We start from the raw sequence: 17,111 nt of genomic DNA on the forward strand, positions 1-17,111 counted from the left end.
CGCAAAGCCCCCACGATCCTCACAACTTGGCGATGGACACTTCGGTGGATTTGACGAAGGCGATCACTTCGCTGCCCACCTGCAGTTCCAGCTCACGCACGGAACGGGTGGTGATCACCGAGGTGACGATGCCAGAGGCGGTCTGCACGTCGATTTCCGAAAGCACCGGGCCTTCGAGGATTTCCTTCACGGTGCCTTTGAACTGGTTGCGGACGTTGATGGCTTTGATGGTCATGATGTAATTCCTTCTCTAGGGCTTCTTGGGTTCAGTGCGCCCAACGCAGCTGCGTGGGCAAAGGGGCTACAGGTTCCGGCTCGGGCGGCGTGCCCGGTACGGCGAGAACACGGCTGAGGACTTCGCTTTCCAGCGCCGCCAGTCGGTGCGATCCACGCGCTCGCGGACGCGGCAGGTCGACAGTCAGGTCCAGGCCGACGGCGCCGTCTTCGATGAGGATCACCCGATCTGCCACGGCGACGGCTTCGTTGACGTCGTGGGTAACCAGCAACACGGTGAAACCGTGCTGGTGCCACAGGCGTTCGATCAGTTGCTGCATCTCGATCCGGGTCAAGGCATCGAGCGCACCCAGTGGCTCGTCCAACAGCAACAGGCGCGGTTTGTGAATCAGTGCCCGGGCCAGGGCCACGCGTTGCTTCTGGCCGCCCGACAACGCCGCCGGCCAGTCATGGGCGCGCTCGGCCAGGCCGACCGCTTCCAGGGCTTGCAACGCATCGGCGCGCCAGTTGCCGGACAGCCCCAGGCCGACGTTGTCGATCACCTTCTTCCAGGGCAGCAGACGCGCGTCCTGGAACATCAGGCGGGTTTCCTCGCGGGCTTGATCCAAGGGCGCGGCACCGGCGAGCAACTGGCCGGCGCTGGGCTGGTCGAGGCCCGCCAGCAGGCGCAGCAAGGTGCTCTTGCCGCAGCCACTGCGCCCCACGATAGCGACGAACTGGCCGGCCGGAATGTGCAGGTCGATGCCCCGCAGCACCTCGCGCTGGCCGAACGCCTTGCGCACGCCCTGGACCGCCAGGGGGATACCGCGCAGCAAGCGCGGCGGTTGTTCCTTGAGCACGGTCATGCGCCCTCCTTCTTCGCCGGTTGATAGGCCGGGTGCCAGCGCAGCCAGACACGCTCCAGGCCACGGGCGGCCAGGTCGGCAAGCTTGCCGAGCACGGCGTACAGGACGATGGCCAGGACCACCACATCGGTTTGCAGGAACTCACGGGCATTCATCGCCAGGTAACCGATACCGGCATTGGCCGAGATGGTCTCGGCGACGATCAGCGTCAACCACATGAAGCCCAGGGCGAAGCGCACGCCCACCAGGATCGATGGCAGCGCGCCCGGCAGGATCACCTGGCGGAACAGGCCGAAGCCCGACAAGCCATAGCTGCGTGCCATTTCTACCAGCGCCGGGTCGACGTTGCGGATGCCGTGGTAGGTGTTGAGGTAGATGGGGAACAGCGTCCCCAGCGCCACCAGGAAGATCTTGGCCGACTCATCGATGCCGAACCACAGGATCACCAAGGGAATCAGCGCCAGGTGCGGCACGTTGCGGATCATCTGCACCGAGCTGTCGAGCAGACGCTCGCCCCAGTTCGACAGACCCGTGATGAAGCCCAGCACCAGGCCGATGCTGCCGCCGATCACAAAGCCCAAGGCCGCGCGCCAGCCGCTGATGGCCAGGTGCGTCCAGATCTCGCCGCTGCGCACCAACTCGACGCCGGCGCTGACCACCGCGCTCGGCGCCGGCAGGATGCGGGTCGACAGCCAGCCGCTGGCGACCGCCAACTGCCACACCGCCAACAGCAGCAGTGGCAAGGCCCAGGGTGCCAGGCGCTTCGACCAGGAAGAAGTTGCTCGACTCATGGCCAGGCCCTCAGCTCTGCGCCACGGACTTGGGCAGGATGTCGTTGGCGACCATCTCGCCGAACGGGCTCACGTAGCCACCGCTCTTGGGCTGTTCGGGGCGCTGCACATCTAGGTGCGGGAACAGCAGTTCGGCGACCCGATACGACTCTTCCAGGTGCGGATACCCGGAGAAGATGAAGGTATCGATGCCCAGCGCGGCATATTCCTTGACCCGTGCCGCCACGGTCGGGCCATCGCCCACCAGCGCGGTACCGGCACCGCCGCGCACCAGTCCGACACCTGCCCACAGGTTGGGGCTGACCTCCAGCTTGTCGCGCTTGCCGCCGTGCAGGGCGGCCATGCGCTGCTGGCCCACAGAATCGAAACGTGCCAGGGATGCCTGGGCACGGGCGATGGTGTCATCGTCCAGGTGCGAAATGAGTTTGTCGGCGGCCGCCCAGGCCTCTTCGTTGGTCTCGCGGACGATTACGTGCAGGCGGATGCCAAAGCGTACTTCGCGCCCCTGCGCCGCAGCTTTCTCACGTACCTGAGCGATCTTTTCCGCCACCGCAGCCGGCGGCTCGCCCCACGTCAGGTACAGCTCGACTTGTTCGGCAGCCAGGTCCTGGGCAGCGTCGGAGGAACCACCGAAGTACAGCGGCGGCCGCGGTTGCTGGATCGGCGGATAGAGCAGCTTGGCGCCTTTGACCTGGATGTGCTTGCCGTCGTAATCGACCACCTCGCCCTCGAGCACCTTGCGCCAGATGCGGGTGAACTCCACGGAGGCTTCGTAGCGCTCCTGATGGTTCAAGTGCAGGCCATCACCGGCCAGTTCTTCCGGGTCGCCGCCGGTCACCAGGTTGAACAGCGCGCGACCATTGGACAGGCGATCCAGCGTCGCGGCCTGGCGTGCGGCCACGGTCGGCGAAATGATGCCTGGGCGCAGTGCCACCAGGAACTTCAGGCGCTGGGTCACCGGGATCAGCGAGGCGGCCACCAGCCAGGAGTCCTCGCAGGAGCGCCCGGTGGGGATCAGCACGCCACCAAAGCCCAGACGGTCAGCAGCCTGGGCGATCTGCTGCAGGTAGCCATGGTCGACCGCGCGGGCGCCGTCGTTGGTGCCCAGGTACTTGCCGTCACCATGGGTCGGGAGGAACCAGAAAATGTTAAGGCTCATTGGAGTTGTCTCCTCAAGGGTGGCTCGAGCCGGGGACAGCCCCGGCCGCAGCGAATCGATCAAGGCGCGGTGGCAACCTTGGCGGGGGGTGTCCAGATCACGTCCTTGATGCTCAAGGGCTTGGGAATCAGCTTCAGCGCCTGGAAGGTATCGGCGATCTTCTGCTGGGCAGCGACCACCTCGGGCGTGAGCGGCTTGGCACCGAAGCCTTGGCGCTTGACGGACGTGAGGGTGATGTCGGCAGGCAGGCCGAGCAGCGGGGCGACCTGGTCGGTGACCTCCTGCGGGTTGGCTTCGGACCACTGGCCGATGGCACGCACCTCGTCGACCAAGGTCTGGATCACCGCCGGGTGGGAAGTGGCGTACTTGCGGGTGGCCAGGTAGAACTGGTGGTTGTCGACCAGGCCCTTGCCGTCACGCAGGGTGCGGGCTTGCAGTTGCTGTTCGGCAGCGGCCTGGTAAGGGTCCCAGATGACCCAGGCATCGACACTGCCACGCTCGAAGGCAGCGCGGGCATCGGCTGGCGGCAGGTAGACCGGTTGGATATCGCTGTATTTGAGGCCTGCATCTTCCAGGGCGCGGACCAACAGGTAGTGGACGTTGGAGCCTTTGTTGAAGGCGACCTTCTTGCCTTTGAGGTCCTTCACCGACTGCACCGGCGAGCCCTTGGGCACCAGGATCGCCTCGCTGTGTGGCGCTGGCGGCTCGTAGGCCACGTAGAGCAGGTCGGCACCGGCGGCTTGGGCGAACACCGGCGGGGTCTCGCCGGTGACGCCGAAGTCGATGGAACCGACGTTCAGCCCTTCGAGCAACTGAGGGCCGCCGGGGAATTCGGTCCACTGCACCTGGATGCCTTGCTCGGCCAGGCGCTTCTCCAGCGACCCCTTGGCCTTGAGCAGCACCAGGGTGCCGTATTTCTGATAACCGATACGCAGGCTTTCTGCCTGGGCCTGGGTGATGGCGCCGAAGGACACAGCCGCCGCAAACAGGGCGACCAGACCACGACGCAAGAAGACTGTGCGCATGGCGCTCTCCTGTGCGAGTTGGGTTCGGGTTGCACCTGCTTGCCCGTTGGCGGGCGAGTAAGGTGGGAAAAACGGTGAAGCGGTGATGCCGGCTCAGATGCTCCAGCGGGCAGTGAGCAGGCGTTCGTTGAGCACGCCCGGGGCCACGGGTTTGGGCCGTCGGGCCAAGGCGCTGTGGAACAGTTCCAGTGAATCCTCAAGCCGCGCCTCGAGCGCGGCGGCCAGTTGCGCGGGCTTGCCGTGCTCGCCATAGGCGATCTGGCTGTCGTCGGCGAAGATCCCTTGCAGGGTCTCTTGCGCCTTGAGTGCCGACAGCACCGGCTTGAGGGCGTAATCCACCGCCAGCATGTGGGCGATGCTGCCGCCAGTGGCGATCGGCAAGACCACCTTGTGCTCCAGCGCGCGCTCAGGCAGCAGGTCGAGCAGGGTTTTCAGCGCACCGGCGAAAGACGCCTTGTACACCGGGGTGGCGACTACCAGGCCGTCGGCCTGGGCGACCAGTTGCTGAAAGTGCTGGACCTGTGGGCTGTCGAAGCGGGCGTGGAGCAAGTCCTCGGCCGGAAATTCGCGCACCTGGAAGGTCACCACCTCCACGCCCCGATCCTGCAGCCACTGGCGCGAGCGCTCGAGCAGCACGCCGGAGCGTGAACGGGTACTGGGGCTACCACCGAGAGAAACAACCAGCATGAAAACGCTTCCTTCGATTCGATTGCAGGGCCGCGAGGAGTTGGCCCCGCTGGAATGGAATCGACATTAACAGGCTGTCATATATATCTAGAAATCATATTTTTTCATTTGTTTATTCCATTTTGTCGATACAGTGATTTCGCTGGTACTCCTGTGGATGCGATAGGGAATGTACTGACGCATTCGCGGGTAAACCCGCTCCCACAGGGCTAGTGGCGATCCTTGTAGGCGCGGGTTTACCCGCGAAGAGGGCGCCTCGGAGCCACTAATCAGAGCCCCGATTCATCCCAACTTCCATATCGTCGATCAATGCCTTGGCCATGGCACTGAGGATCCGGGCGGCGCTGCCTGACATCTGGTCGCCTTCCATCTCCGCCTCGCAGGTCAGATGGCGGATGCACCCCAGCAACACGGAGAGTTCGTCGAAGGCTTGTTGGAAGGGGATGTCGGGTTGGATGCGGTACAAGTCCAGGCAGGTCTGGACGCCTGCGGTTTTCCATGTACTTGAGTTGTCGGTCATCGCTCAAAAATTCCTCATGTGGTGTTGGAACCACCACCCAGGTTCTTTCTCACGAGATCAAGGTGGCAGCCGTGCACAGGGTGAGAAACCGGGACACAAGGAAAACCCGGCCAGACCGAGGTCTGCCCGTACACGGCTGCCATAACGGAAATGCCGAAACCTTAGCTGTCTTCGGGTTCTCACACCCGGTCGCCAAACAGGACGACCCGGCGACGTTATCCCTGGGGTGTGACCCCAACAATGCAGCAGCTTCCGGCAGGTGCGTAGGATAGGTCGTTACTTGCAAAAGGCTGAAGCGCTTGGCTCGAGGTTCAGAAATATCCGACTTGAGCTGCGCGGTGCCTGTAGGAGCGGCCTTGCGCCGCGATCGGCTGCGCAGCCGCCGCAAAACCAGGCGACCCCGCTTCCTCTGCCCCACCTGCACGCGCATAAAAAAAGGGCCGTCGAAACGGCCCAAAGATCCCTGCTATGGCTAAGAGCAATGCAACGAGTATTCCTTAACGATTCGGCTGCGGGGTCAGGCGCAGGTAGGGTTTGACCGCCCGATACCCTTTGGGGAAGCGCTGCTTGATTTCATCTTCGTCTTTCAACGAAGGCACGATCACCACCTCGTCGCCATCCTGCCAGTTCGCCGGCGTGGCCACCTTGTGGTTATCGGTCAGTTGCAGCGAGTCGATCACCCGCAGAATCTCGTTGAAGTTGCGCCCGGTGCTGGCCGGGTAGGTGATGGTCAGGCGCACCTTCTTGTTGGGGTCGATGACGAACAGCGAGCGCACCGTCAGGGTGTCGCTGGCGTTGGGATGGATCAGGTCGTACAGGTCGGAGACCTTGCGATCGGCATCGGCGAGGATCGGGAAGTTGACCACGGTGTTCTGGGTCTCGTTGATGTCATCGATCCAGCGAGTGTGGGAATCGACAGGGTCCACCGACAAGGCGATGGCCTTGACACCGCGCTTGGCGAATTCGTCCTTGAGCTTGGCGGTCAGGCCCAGCTCGGTGGTGCACACCGGGGTGAAGTCGGCCGGGTGGGAGAACAGCACACCCCAGCTATTGCCAAGCCATTCGTGGAAGCGGATCTTGCCGGCGCTGGATTCCTGTTCGAAATCGGGGGCGATGTCACCGAGTTTGAGGCTCATGGGGCTGGGCTCCTGTGCTGTGTCTGGTAGATGGGTTCAATGTGCCTGCATTCAATTAAAAACAAAAAGAATAAATATTGATTTATTTATAACTATTTTACATGTCGAGTTGCAGACGTAAAAAAGCCTCGCGCTAGGCGAGGCTTTTTGTGCAGCTACGACTTACATGAAGGCGTAAGTGTAGTTGACGATGAAGCGAGTCTGGTCCTGGTCGGCACTGCTCTCGCCACTGCCACGGTAAACACCCTGACGCAGGCTGAAGCCCAGGCCTTTGAGGGCGCCTTGCTGCAGGACGTAATCGATGCGCGCATCACGCTCCCACTCGTTGTAGGTGCCATTACCCGACTGGTTGCGGATATCGTCACCACGCAGGTAAGCAACCGAGGCCTTCAAGCCTGGAACACCCAGGCCCGCAAAGTCATAGCTGTACTGACCGAAGGTGGTGTTTTCGCCAGCACGGGCAAACGAGTTGACCATGCTATCGGTGAACAGATAGAAGCTGGAACCGCCCGCACCTTCCGAGGTGCCGCTATCGTTAACCAAGCCGCCCTGGTTCAACCAGACGAAGCCACCGTCATCGCCAACTTGCTGGTGGCCCACCAAGAAGGAATGGCTACCCAAGGTATAGGTGAACATCGCGGACCAGGTCTTGTTGTCGATCTCGCCCTTGTTCTTGGCGTAGCCACCGTTGTTGTTGAAGTCGTAGCTTTTGTCGTTGCCGTTCTTGCCGTCGCTGCTGCTATCGAAGTAGCGCAGGTCGGTCTTGAACGACTGGTTGTCGTCGATCTTGAAGACGTGGGTCGCCCCCAGGAAGTGCTGTTTGTAGAAGTCTTCCAGATTCGAGTAGTAGTACTGCAGAGTCAGGTCTGGAGTAAGCTTGTAGTCCAAGCCGCCATAGCGGAACTTGTTGCTTTCGGCGGTAGCACCATTGACCGACAAACCGGTACGGTTGCTCGACGCACGACCCATGGCGTGGGTCAGCTGACCGGCGTTGATGGTCAGGTTATCGATTTCCTTCGAGGTGATGGTGCCCCCTTCGAAGGTTTGTGGCAGCAGACGACCGTCGTTGGAAACGAGGATCGGCAGGTTTGGTGCCAGGGCGCTACCGAAGTGCGCTTCGGTCTTCGAGAAACGGGCCTTGGCGTTCGCGCCGAATCGAGCCCACTGGCTCGCGGCCCCTTTGCCATCATCCGGGAAGAAACCGGACTTGTGATAACCCTCACCACCGTCCAGGCGGATGCCCCACAGTGCTTGGGCATCAACACCAAAGCCGACGGTACCTTCAGTAAAACCAGACGCGTAATCGACCTTGAAGCCCTGGCCGCTCTCACGCTGATCCGGGCGCTCTTTACCAGGCTTGGCGTGGTCTTCACGGTTGTCGTTATTGAAATACATGGTGCGCGAGCTCAGGGACAGCTTGCTGTCTTCAATGAAACCGGCAGCGCCTGCTTGTTGGGCGAGAACCCCCAGTGCCACGGCCAGGGCCAGGCTGGACTTGTACATGTTTTGCTCCTCTACGTTCTAATTCTTGTGTATCTCAAGCGGCAGGATCTGTTGCCCCGCTCGCCATGGATTGGGCGATTTAGCACCAAACAGTGTCTGCGAAGTCAATCGTTACCAATCGTTTCGCGACTTTGGTCTAAGACGCCGCTTGCGCCACAGGATAATGACAATCCTATAAATCCAAAATGACCGTTTTATGACTTTTTAAGATTTTTAAGGAATATATTTGGAACCTTTACTCCAATCCGTTGTATAAAACATCTTTTCTTATTCCTGAATGTTATGTGCAAACGTTTGCCCATAACTCTCTTCACGCCCGCGCAAAACCGAAAAAGCGTAGCTCCACTTTCAGACTTCGCCAGCGAAGCTGACCAGCAGGTCAAAAAGCCTAGCAATTGGCTCCTAAGCTAATTCTAAAAAGTTATTTATTTTTGCTTTCTTAGATCACTTAGTCTTTTCGTCAACCCAGCCCTGATTCGCCTGACGAGGAGCTCATCCATGATCCCGCACACTCCGTTGCGCCTGTTCGCCGCCCTGACCCTCGCCAGCGCCAGCTGGCTCGCCCAGGCCGCCGACCTGACCGTCGCCTACCAGACCACCGTCGACCCGGCCAAGGTCGCCCAGGTCGATGGCACCTATGAAAAAGCCAGCAAGGCCAGCATCGACTGGCGCAAATTCGACAATGGCGCCGACGTGATCACCGCCGTGGCCTCCGGCGACGTGCAGATCGGCTACCTGGGCTCCAGCCCCCTGGCTGCCGCAGCCACCCGCAAGCTGCCGGTGGAGACCTTCCTGATCGCCACCCAGATTGGCGCAGGCGAAGCGCTGGTCGCCCGCGACAGCATCAAGACGCCGCAGGATCTGGTCGGCAAGAAAGTCGCCGTGCCGTTCGTTTCCACCGGCCACTACAGCCTGCTGGCCGCCCTCAAGAGCTGGAACATCGACCCGGGCAAGGTGCAGATCCTCAACCTCGCCCCCCCTGCGATCATCGCCGCCTGGAAGCGTGGCGACATCGATGCCACCTACGTCTGGGACCCCGCCCTGGGCGTGGCCAAGGAGAACGGCAAAGTACTGATCACCTCCGGCGAGTTGGCCAGCAAAGGCGCCCCGACCTTCGATGCGTGGATCGTGCGCAAGGACTTCGCCGCCAAGCATCCGGACATCGTCAAGTCGTTCGCCAAGGTCACCCTCGACGCCTACGCCGACTACCGCAAGGACCCGAAAGCCTGGCTGGCCAACCCCGACAACGTCAGCAAACTGGCCAAGCTGTCCGGCGCCAAGCCCACCGACATCCCGGTACTGCTGCAGGGCAACGTCTACCCACTGGCCAGTGACCAGGCCAACGCGTTGGGTACTCCGACCACCCAGGCACTGACCGACACGGCCAAATTCCTCAAGCAACAAGGCAAGGTCGAGGCGGTGCTGCCGGACTACTCGCCGTACGTCAGCGCCCAGTACCTGCCCAACTGACCCAGCTCTCCCACAGGTACAGCGGTGTTATAGAGAGCAGCGCAGAACATGTGGGAGCGGGTTTAACCGCGAATGCGTCGGTGAATTCAAAACAGCATTCGCGGGTAAACCCGCTCCCCCAGAACCGCGCAGCCTCCCACCCTCGCACGACACGTCACGACGGAGCCTGCCATGGCCTTGCTCGAACTGGAGCGCATCAGCGCACAGTACCCCGGCACCGATGCCCCGGTGCTGACCGACATCAACCTGAGCCTGGGGCCACGCCAGTTGCTGGTGGCCCTCGGCCCGTCCGGCAGCGGCAAGACTTCGCTGCTCAACCTCATTGCCGGCTTCGTCGCCCCCAGCGCCGGTCGCATTACCCTCGACGGCAAGCCGGTCGAAGGCCCGGGTGCCGAGCGCGGCGTGGTGTTCCAGGATGACGCGCTGCTGCCTTGGCAGGATGTCCTGGGCAACGTCGCCTTTGGCCTGGAGCTCGCCGGCGTCGCCCGTGCCGAGCGCGAAGCCAAGGCCCGGGAAATGCTCGCGCTGGTCGACCTCGCGGGTTTCGGCGAGCGGCGTATCTGGCAACTCTCCGGCGGGCAAAAACAGCGCGTGGGCCTGGCCCGTGCGTTGGCCGCCGACCCGCGCGTGCTGCTGATGGACGAACCCTTCGGCGCCCTCGACGCCTTCACCCGCGAGCAGATGCAGGAGCTGCTGCTGCAGGTCTGGCAGCGCACCGCCAAGCCAGTGTTCCTGATCACCCATGACATCGAGGAAGCCGTGTTCCTGGCCAGCGAACTGGTATTGCTGGCGCCCAATCCTGGGCGGGTGGTCGAACGCCTGCAGCTGGATTTCGGCCAACGCTACGCTGCGGGTGAATCGGCCCGGGCGATCAAGTCCGACCCACGTTTCATCGAGACCCGCGAGCACGTCCTGGCGCGGGTGTTCTCCCAACGCGAAGCCGCCCGCCGGCAGGAGTCCGCATGAGCAGCCTGGACCTGACGGCCGCCGACAAACCTGTCGCCCGGCCAACCCCAACCGCCAAGGTACGCCGCCCCCTGTCGACCCGCTGGATCAGCGCCCTGACCCTGGCTAGCCTGCTGCTGGCCTGGTGGCTGGTGACCGCCGCCGGCTGGATCGAGCCGCTGTTTTTGCCCTCGCCCGCCGATATCCTGGCCAAGGCCTGGACCTTGCTCACCCAGGGCTACATGGACGCCAGCCTCTGGCAGCACCTGGGCGCAAGCCTCGGACGGATCGGCCTGGCACTGGTCGCCGCCGCCCTGACTGCCATCCCGGTGGGACTGGCCATCGGCCACAACCGCGTCGCCCGCGGCATTCTCGACCCGCTGATCGAGTTCTATCGGCCGATCCCGCCGCTGGCCTACCTGCCGCTGATCGTGATCTGGTGTGGCATCGGCGAGCTGTCGAAGGTGCTGTTGATCTACCTCGCCATCTTCGCCCCGATCGCCATCGCCACCGCCACCGGCGTGCGCACCGTTGACCCGGCCAAGCTGCGCGCCGCCCAGTCCCTGGGCGCGACCAAGGCGCAGTTGATCCGCCATGTGATCCTGCCCAGCGCCCTGCCCGACATCCTCACCGGCATTCGTATCGGCCTTGGGGTCGGCTGGTCGACCCTGGTGGCCGCCGAGCTGATCGCCGCCACCAGCGGCCTGGGCTTCATGGTGCAGTCGGCGGCGCAGTTTCTGGTCACCGATGTGGTGGTGCTGGGGATCCTGCTGATCGCCCTGATCGCCTTCGCCCTGGAAATGGGCCTGCGCGCCCTGCAACGCAAGTTGGTGCCCTGGCACGGGCAAAGCCACTGATGAACACCTGCTCCGGCACAAAACATTCAAGCGAGACCGACATGAGCCTGACCATCACCCCCCTGAGCCCAGCGCTCGGCGCCCAGATCAGTGGCGTGGACCTCTCCCGCGATATCAGCGTCGAGCAACGCGATGCCATCGAGCAGGCCTTGCTCAAGCACCAGGTGCTGTTCTTCCGAGACCAGCCCATCACCCCTGAGCAACAGGCCCGCTTCGCCGCCCGCTTCGGCGACCTGCACATCCACCCGATCTACCCCAACGTGCCGGATACCCCGCAGGTGCTGGTCCTGGACACTGCCGTCACCGACGTGCGCGACAATGCGGTCTGGCACACCGACGTGACTTTCCTGCCCACGCCCGCCATGGGCGCGGTGCTCAGCGCCAAGCAGTTGCCCGCCTTCGGCGGCGATACCCTGTGGGCCAGCGGCATCGCGGCCTTCGAGGCGCTGTCGGCGCCGCTGCGGGGGATGCTCGATGGCCTGACCGCCACCCACGACTTCACCAAGTCCTTCCCGCTCGAGCGCTTCGGCACCACGCCCGAAGACCTGGCGCGCTGGGAAACCACCCGGCGCAACAACCCGCCGCTGTCGCACCCGGTGGTACGTACCCACCCGGTGAGCGGGCGCAAGGCGCTGTTCGTTAACGAAGGGTTCACCACGCGGATCAACGAACTGAACGAGCAGGAAAGCGAGGCGCTGCTCAAACTGCTGTTCGCCCATGCAACCCGGCCCGAGTTCACAATCCGCTGGCGGTGGCAGGAAAACGACGTGGCGTTCTGGGACAACCGGGTGACCCAGCACTATGCGGTGGATGACTACCGGCCGAGCCGACGGGTGATGCATCGGGCGACCATCCTGGGGGATGCGCCGTTCTGAAGGTCGCGGGTAAACCCGCTTCCACAGGGCTTGTAACGATCCTTGTGGGCGCGGGTTTACCTGCGAAGAGGCGACTACCGGACCAGATGCAGGAACTGCATGTGCCGCTGATACTGGTCGAGGATGTCGTTGATGATCTGCTCCTTGTTGTAGCCCACCAGGTCGTAGTTCTGGCTACCTTCGGACAGATGCACCTCGGCGCGGTAGTAACGGCGGTTCTTCAACTCCTGGGTGCCCAACCCGGCCAAGGCGAACGACGGGGTGAAATACCCGCGCATCTGCACTTGATAGATGAACGGCTGCTCCTCGCCCAACCCGATCTTCAAGCTGACGTTGTCGTGGCTCGGATCGTCCTGGGTGATCACGTTCAAACCCTTCTGCACGAAGACTTCAGTCACCTCGCCAATGGCCGGGCGCACCACGTCGTCCATGAAGCGGTACACCTCATCGCGTGACGGGAAGTGCACCGCCTGGCTCAAGCGCTGGCGCCAGCCACCCCGGCCACGGCGCGACACGGCGAACGGCGCGAGCGAGTGCATCTGCGCGATCTGCCGCTGGGACTCCAGGTAGAACGCTTTGTGCAGCCCCCACATCATGCACAGCAGGATCAGCGAGAACGGCAGCGACGTCAGCACCACCGCCGACTTGAGCGAGTCGATGCTGCCGGCGAACAGCAGGCTGCTGGTGATCAACGCGGTCATGGCGCCCCAGAAGATGCGCAGCCAGTTCGGGCCATCCTCATCAGCATCGCCGCCCTTGGCCGACAGCGTTGAGAGCACGACGGTGCCGGAATCCGCCGATGTGACGAAGAACACGAAGCTGATGAACACCGTCACCGCGATGACGGTCTTGCTCCACGGGTAGGTCTCCAGCAGCAGGTACAGGCTCATGGACGGGTTTTCCAAGGCCGATTGGCCCAGGGCGGTCATGCCGTGGTCGAGCACCTGGGTCATGGCGCTGTTGCCGAAGATCGACATCCACGCCAGGGTGAAGCCCAGCGGGATCAACAGCACACCGAAGACGAACTCGCGGATGGTCCGGCCACGGGAGATACGTGCGATGAACAGCCCCACGAACGGCGCCCAGGCAATCCACCAGGCCCAGTAGAACACGGTCCAGCCGCCCAGCCAGTCGCGGTTCTCGCCGTAGGCATAGACATCGAAGCTCTTGCGCGGCAAGGCGCCGAGGTAGTCGCCCAGGTTCTGGATCAAGGTGTTGAACAGGTGCTGGGTGGGCCCGGCGAACAGCACGAACAGCAGCAACGCACAGGCCAGGAACAGGTTGATGTCGCTCATCACCCGCACGCCCTTTTCCACCCCGGCGACCGCCACGGCCACCGCAGCGCCCATCATCAGGACGATGAGCGCGACCTGTATCCACTGGCTGTGGCTGATGTCGAACAGGTAATCCAGGCCCGCGTTCAAGTGCAGCACGCCAAAACCCATGTCGGCACCCAGGCCGAACACCGTGGCAATGATGCCGAAGCCGTCGACGGCATAGCCGATCGGCCCGTTGATGCGTTTGCCGATCAACGGATACAGCGCCGAACGCAGCGCCAATGGCAGATTGTGGCGATAGGCGAAATACGCCAGGGCCATGCCGACGAAGGCGAACACGCCCCAGCCATGCAGGCCCCAGTGCAGGAACAGCAGCTCCATCGCCTGGCGCCCGGCCTCCACCGTGCCACCCTCGCCCTGGGGTGGTTGCAGCATGTGGGTGAGCGGTTCGGAGACGCAGAAGAAGAACAAGGTGATGCTGATGCCGGCGGCGAACAGCATCCCAGCCCAGGACAGGTAGCTGAACTCGGGCTCGTCGTGGTCGGCACCGAGCTTGATCTTGCCGTAGCCCGACAAGGCGGTGACCACCACGAAGACCAGGTACAGGGTCATGGCCAGCATGTAGTACCAGCCGACGGTATTGGCCGCCCAGTTCTGCGCCGCGAGCAACCAGTCGCCCGCCGCTTTGGGGTTGGCGATGACCACCAGGCCGAAGATGAGAATGAAACTGGCCGCGAAGTAGAACACCGGAGGGTTCATGCGGATCTTGCCATTGGCAAGTGAGGGGGTCGGTGCACTCATTGGGCGCGCACCTCATGCAGCGTTGAAAGACTCGGATTGAACGGGTTCAGCAAAGGGGATCCTCCTGTTGAACACCGGCAATGGACCAGCGTTTTTACTTTGAACAAGCGTTCAAGTTAAACACGGATCGGCTTTCAACGCGACCTTGCCCGACCGCTGAACCCGGTATTTGCAGTGAATTCCGACACGTTCTCAGTTGAATCCGCTCCTACAAGTCCAGCGCGATCCTGGCGTCAGCGCCGGACCTGTAGACGCGGGTTTACCCGCGAACGAGGCGAGATGGAAGGCGTGAGATCCGGGCTATTTCTGCCCTTCGCACTCCAGCTGCAGATTCGCCTGGGTGATGTTGCTCTCGGCCGGCACACTGCGGGTCAGCCAGACATTGCCGCCGATGGTCGAGCCCTTGCCGATGGTGATCCGCCCAAGGATGGTGGCCCCGGCGTAGATGACCACATCGTCCTCGACGATCGGGTGGCGCGGCTCGCCCTTGTGCAACATGCCAGTCTCGTCCGCCGGGAAGCGCTTGGCGCCCAGGGTCACGGCCTGGTAGATACGCACCCGCTCGCCGATGATCGCGGTTTCGCCGATTACCACGCCGGTACCATGATCGATGAAGAAACTCGGGCCGATCTGGGCGCCGGGATGAATATCGATGCCGGTGGCCGAATGCGCCAGCTCCGAGCTGATCCGCGCCAGCAACGGCAGGCCGGCCCGGTACAGGTGATGAGCCAGGCGGTGATGGATGATCGCCAGGATCCCCGGATAGCACAGCAGCACCTCATCGACGCTGCGCGCCGCCGGGTCGCCGTGATAAGCGGCCAGCACGTCGGTATCGAGCAGTACACGCAGGTTCGGCAGCGCGGCGGCAAAGCCCTGGATCAGCTGCAGGGCATGGGCATCGACGTCCTTCACCTCGGCCTTTCCGTGGCGCGAGGCGTAACGCAGTTCCAGACGCGCTTGGGCCAAGAGTGCCGTCAGTGCGGCATCCAGGGTATGCCCGACATAGAAGTCTTCGCTCTCTTCACGCAGGTCCACCGGGCCCAGGCGCATGGGGAACAACGCCCCGCACAGTTGCTCGAGAATCTGGCGCATTGCTTCGCGCGAGGGCAGTTCGCGCCCGCCTTGTTCGCCGCTGCTGCGGCCATTGCGGGTTCGCCATTGCTCGCGGGCGCTGCGCAAGTCGCTGACGAGGGTCTGCAGTTGCCAGTGTCCGGTGGATGGATGTTCGCTCACGGTGGTCTCCTGGATCGAGGCTGTGCGGGTCTTCATGGATGCGGGCCGCGCTATGGATTCCACTGTACGGCAAATCCAGTGCTTGGAAAAAACAACGCTTTATTCCATCCTGCGCTAAGTCGGGTATAAGCAGCGCTGACAGAGTGTGTATTCCTCGCCTACCCTCAATGCTGTCCCATTCGACAAAACTTATAAAAAGAAATAACAAAATAAATTTTTATTATTTCCAGGCCTATCAAGGCCACCCCTATAGTCGCCACCCACTACTTCCACAACAAGCGCGGGGCCCTACATGACCAAATTCGCCAAACCCCTTCTCAACGCCAGCCTGGCCCTTGTGCTTGGTACCGGCCTGTTCAGCCACGCTTTTGCAGGCGAGCAGCTCAAGACCATCCAGGAAAAAGGCAGCATCAGCGTCGGCCTGGAAGGCACCTACCCACCCTTCAGCTTCGTTGACGAAAACGGCAAGCTCGCCGGCTTCGAGGTGGAACTGTCCGAACTGCTGGCCAAGGAGCTGGGCGTCAAGGCCAAGCTGCAGCCAACCAAGTGGGACGGCATCCTCGCCGCGCTGGAATCCAAGCGCCTGGACGTGGTGATCAACCAGGTGACCATCTCAGACGAGCGCAAGAAGAAGTATGACTTCTCCGAGCCCTACACCATCTCCGGCATCCAGGCCCTGATCCTGAAGAAAAAAGCCGACCAGCTGAACATTCACAAGGCCGCGGACCTCGCCGGCAAGAAAGTCGGCGTAGGCCTGGGCACCAACTACGAGCAGTGGGTGAAGAAGGACGTTCCGCAAGCCGACGTGCGCACCTATGAAGACGACCCGAGCAAATTCGCCGACCTGCGCAACGGCCGCATCGACGCCATCCTGATCGACCGCCTGGCCGCCCTGGAATACGCCCAGAAAGCCAAGGACACCGAGCTCGCCGGCGAAGCCTTCTCGCGCCTGGAGTCGGGCGTCGCCCTGCGCAAGGGCGAGCCTGAACTGCTCGAGGCGATCAACAAGGCGCTGGACAAGCTCAAGGCCGACGGGACCCTGGCCAAGCTGTCCGAGAAATACTTCGGTGCCGACGTCACTAAATGATTTCCGAAAGCCTGCAACTTGTCATCGACTCCACGCCCTTCCTGTTGAAGGGCGCGGGTTATACGGTGCTACTCAGTGTCGGCGGCATGTTCTTCGGCCTGGTCCTGGGCTTTGCCCTGGCCTTGATGCGCCGTTCCAAGATCCTGCCGCTGGACTGGCTGGCCCGGGTGTACGTATCGTTCTTCCGCGGTACGCCCTTGCTGGTGCAACTGTTCGTGATCTACTTCGGCATGCCGCAGATCGGTATCGAACTCGACCCGATCCCGGCCTCGCTGATCGGCCTTTCGCTGAACATGGCCGCGTACATCTGCGAAATCCTGCGCGCGGCGATCTCCTCGATCGACCGAGGCCAATGGGAGGCCGCCGCCAGCATCGGCATGACCCGTACCCAGGCCATGCGCCGGGCGATCCTGCCCCAGGCCATGCGCACCGCCTTGCCGCCGCTGGGCAACAGTTTCATTTCCCTGGTCAAGGACACCGCTTTGGCGGCGACCATCCAGGTGCCTGAGCTGTTCCGCCAGGCGCAGTTGATCACCGCCCGGACCTTCGAAGTCTTCACCATGTACCTGGCTGTGGCAGTGATCTACTGGATCCTGTGCACCATCCTTGCGCACTTCCAGAACCGCATGGAAGCGCGGGTCAACCAGCACGACCAGGAGCACTGAA

17 protein-coding genes are annotated in these 17,111 nt (G+C 62.6%); 6 read left to right on the top strand and 11 right to left on the bottom strand.

Annotated features, from left to right (window positions below; genetic code table 11):
• Nucleotides 1–19 precede the first annotated feature (19 nt).
• The 9 genes from ABOA88_RS02595 to ABOA88_RS02635 form a co-directional block, all read right to left on the bottom strand.
• Entirely contained in the window at nucleotides 20–235 is a 216-nt protein-coding gene (locus ABOA88_RS02595) for a TOBE domain-containing protein (protein WP_003255829.1), read from the bottom strand.
• A 31-nt stretch (nucleotides 236–266) separates the two neighbouring features.
• A complete protein-coding gene (gene ssuB / locus ABOA88_RS02600) occupies nucleotides 267–1,079 on the bottom strand; it encodes an aliphatic sulfonates ABC transporter ATP-binding protein (RefSeq protein WP_367850625.1) in 813 nt (270 codons plus the stop codon).
• A complete protein-coding gene (gene ssuC, locus ABOA88_RS02605) occupies nucleotides 1,076–1,870 on the bottom strand; it encodes an aliphatic sulfonate ABC transporter permease SsuC (protein WP_043208290.1) in 795 nt (264 codons plus the stop codon). The genes ssuB and ssuC overlap by 4 nt, the downstream gene beginning before the upstream one ends.
• 10 nt (nucleotides 1,871–1,880) lie before the next feature.
• Nucleotides 1,881–3,029 carry an FMNH2-dependent alkanesulfonate monooxygenase gene (ssuD, locus tag ABOA88_RS02610; RefSeq protein WP_043208289.1) on the bottom strand — a complete coding sequence of 383 codons (1,149 nt, stop codon included), beginning with the start codon at nucleotides 3,027–3,029 and terminating at the stop codon, nucleotides 1,881–1,883.
• Nucleotides 3,030–3,088: 59 nt separating this feature from the next.
• Nucleotides 3,089–4,054 (bottom strand): sulfonate ABC transporter substrate-binding protein, encoded by a 966-nt coding sequence (locus tag ABOA88_RS02615; RefSeq protein WP_367850624.1) that lies wholly within the window; start codon nucleotides 4,052–4,054, stop codon nucleotides 3,089–3,091.
• Nucleotides 4,055–4,147: 93 nt separating this feature from the next.
• Entirely contained in the window at nucleotides 4,148–4,741 is a 594-nt protein-coding gene (ssuE, locus tag ABOA88_RS02620; protein WP_070090814.1) for an NADPH-dependent FMN reductase, read from the bottom strand.
• Between the two features lie 265 nt (nucleotides 4,742–5,006).
• The gene (locus tag ABOA88_RS02625) at nucleotides 5,007–5,261 is read right to left on the bottom strand and encodes a DUF3077 domain-containing protein (protein ID WP_196167945.1); all 255 of its coding nucleotides are present in this window, start codon (nucleotides 5,259–5,261) and stop codon (nucleotides 5,007–5,009) included.
• A 497-nt stretch (nucleotides 5,262–5,758) separates the two neighbouring features.
• Nucleotides 5,759–6,397, bottom strand: coding sequence for a peroxiredoxin (locus ABOA88_RS02630; RefSeq protein WP_043208283.1), 639 nt, complete (start codon nucleotides 6,395–6,397; stop codon nucleotides 5,759–5,761).
• 162 nt (nucleotides 6,398–6,559) lie between these two features.
• A complete protein-coding gene (locus tag ABOA88_RS02635; RefSeq protein WP_367850623.1) occupies nucleotides 6,560–7,900 on the bottom strand; it encodes an OprD family porin in 1,341 nt (446 codons plus the stop codon).
• A gap of 498 nt (nucleotides 7,901–8,398) precedes the next feature.
• On the opposite strand from ABOA88_RS02635, the gene tauA reads away from it, so the two are divergent.
• From tauA to tauD, 4 genes are all read left to right on the top strand, one after another.
• Nucleotides 8,399–9,370, top strand: coding sequence for a taurine ABC transporter substrate-binding protein (gene tauA, locus ABOA88_RS02640; RefSeq protein WP_367850622.1), 972 nt, complete (start codon nucleotides 8,399–8,401; stop codon nucleotides 9,368–9,370).
• Between the two features lie 171 nt (nucleotides 9,371–9,541).
• Nucleotides 9,542–10,336, top strand: coding sequence for a taurine ABC transporter ATP-binding subunit (gene tauB, locus ABOA88_RS02645; protein WP_196163279.1), 795 nt, complete (start codon nucleotides 9,542–9,544; stop codon nucleotides 10,334–10,336).
• Complete coding sequence (gene tauC / locus ABOA88_RS02650) at nucleotides 10,333–11,172, top strand: taurine ABC transporter permease TauC (protein WP_367850621.1); 840 nt, start codon at nucleotides 10,333–10,335, stop codon at nucleotides 11,170–11,172. The genes tauB and tauC overlap by 4 nt, the downstream gene beginning before the upstream one ends.
• Nucleotides 11,173–11,213: 41 nt before the next feature.
• On the top strand, nucleotides 11,214–12,047 hold the full coding sequence (gene tauD, locus ABOA88_RS02655) for a taurine dioxygenase (RefSeq protein WP_367850620.1): 834 nt from the start codon (nucleotides 11,214–11,216) through the stop codon (nucleotides 12,045–12,047).
• 74 nt (nucleotides 12,048–12,121) lie between these two features.
• On the opposite strand, the gene betT is transcribed toward tauD, so the two are convergent.
• Both betT and epsC read right to left on the bottom strand, forming a co-directional pair.
• Nucleotides 12,122–14,083 carry a choline transporter BetT gene (gene betT, locus ABOA88_RS02660; protein ID WP_167358082.1) on the bottom strand — a complete coding sequence of 654 codons (1,962 nt, stop codon included), beginning with the start codon at nucleotides 14,081–14,083 and terminating at the stop codon, nucleotides 12,122–12,124.
• A gap of 342 nt (nucleotides 14,084–14,425) precedes the next feature.
• Nucleotides 14,426–15,358: a serine O-acetyltransferase EpsC gene (epsC, locus tag ABOA88_RS02665; RefSeq protein ID WP_367850619.1), complete on the bottom strand. Its 933-nt coding sequence runs from the start codon at nucleotides 15,356–15,358 to the stop codon at nucleotides 14,426–14,428.
• 292 nt (nucleotides 15,359–15,650) lie between these two features.
• Between epsC and tcyJ the strand changes: the two genes are divergently transcribed.
• On the top strand, nucleotides 15,651–16,445 hold the full coding sequence (gene tcyJ / locus ABOA88_RS02670) for a cystine ABC transporter substrate-binding protein (protein WP_043208272.1): 795 nt from the start codon (nucleotides 15,651–15,653) through the stop codon (nucleotides 16,443–16,445).
• Nucleotides 16,442–17,110, top strand: coding sequence for a cystine ABC transporter permease (tcyL, locus tag ABOA88_RS02675; RefSeq protein WP_043208270.1), 669 nt, complete (start codon nucleotides 16,442–16,444; stop codon nucleotides 17,108–17,110). The genes tcyJ and tcyL overlap by 4 nt, the downstream gene beginning before the upstream one ends.
• The last annotated feature ends 1 nt before the right edge of the window (nucleotide 17,111 follow it).

Origin of the sequence: Pseudomonas sp. PKS (assembly GCF_051913525.1) — a bacterium.
Classification (GTDB): domain Bacteria; phylum Pseudomonadota; class Gammaproteobacteria; order Pseudomonadales; family Pseudomonadaceae; genus Aquipseudomonas; species Aquipseudomonas guariconensis_D.

Coding starts and splice junctions, on each gene's coding strand:
- ABOA88_RS02595 (WP_003255829.1), bottom strand. CDS start 235: ATGACCATCAAAGCCATCAACGTCCGCAACCAGTTCAAAGGCACCGTG.
- ssuB (WP_367850625.1), bottom strand. CDS start 1,079: ATGACCGTGCTCAAGGAACAACCGCCGCGCTTGCTGCGCGGTATCCCC.
- ssuC (WP_043208290.1), bottom strand. CDS start 1,870: ATGAGTCGAGCAACTTCTTCCTGGTCGAAGCGCCTGGCACCCTGGGCC.
- ssuD (WP_043208289.1), bottom strand. CDS start 3,029: ATGAGCCTTAACATTTTCTGGTTCCTCCCGACCCATGGTGACGGCAAG.
- ABOA88_RS02615 (WP_367850624.1), bottom strand. CDS start 4,054: ATGCGCACAGTCTTCTTGCGTCGTGGTCTGGTCGCCCTGTTTGCGGCG.
- ssuE (WP_070090814.1), bottom strand. CDS start 4,741: ATGCTGGTTGTTTCTCTCGGTGGTAGCCCCAGTACCCGTTCACGCTCC.
- ABOA88_RS02625 (WP_196167945.1), bottom strand. CDS start 5,261: ATGACCGACAACTCAAGTACATGGAAAACCGCAGGCGTCCAGACCTGC.
- ABOA88_RS02630 (WP_043208283.1), bottom strand. CDS start 6,397: ATGAGCCTCAAACTCGGTGACATCGCCCCCGATTTCGAACAGGAATCC.
- ABOA88_RS02635 (WP_367850623.1), bottom strand. CDS start 7,900: ATGTACAAGTCCAGCCTGGCCCTGGCCGTGGCACTGGGGGTTCTCGCC.
- tauA (WP_367850622.1), top strand. CDS start 8,399: ATGATCCCGCACACTCCGTTGCGCCTGTTCGCCGCCCTGACCCTCGCC.
- tauB (WP_196163279.1), top strand. CDS start 9,542: ATGGCCTTGCTCGAACTGGAGCGCATCAGCGCACAGTACCCCGGCACC.
- tauC (WP_367850621.1), top strand. CDS start 10,333: ATGAGCAGCCTGGACCTGACGGCCGCCGACAAACCTGTCGCCCGGCCA.
- tauD (WP_367850620.1), top strand. CDS start 11,214: ATGAGCCTGACCATCACCCCCCTGAGCCCAGCGCTCGGCGCCCAGATC.
- betT (WP_167358082.1), bottom strand. CDS start 14,083: ATGAACCCTCCGGTGTTCTACTTCGCGGCCAGTTTCATTCTCATCTTC.
- tcyJ (WP_043208272.1), top strand. CDS start 15,651: ATGACCAAATTCGCCAAACCCCTTCTCAACGCCAGCCTGGCCCTTGTG.
- tcyL (WP_043208270.1), top strand. CDS start 16,442: ATGATTTCCGAAAGCCTGCAACTTGTCATCGACTCCACGCCCTTCCTG.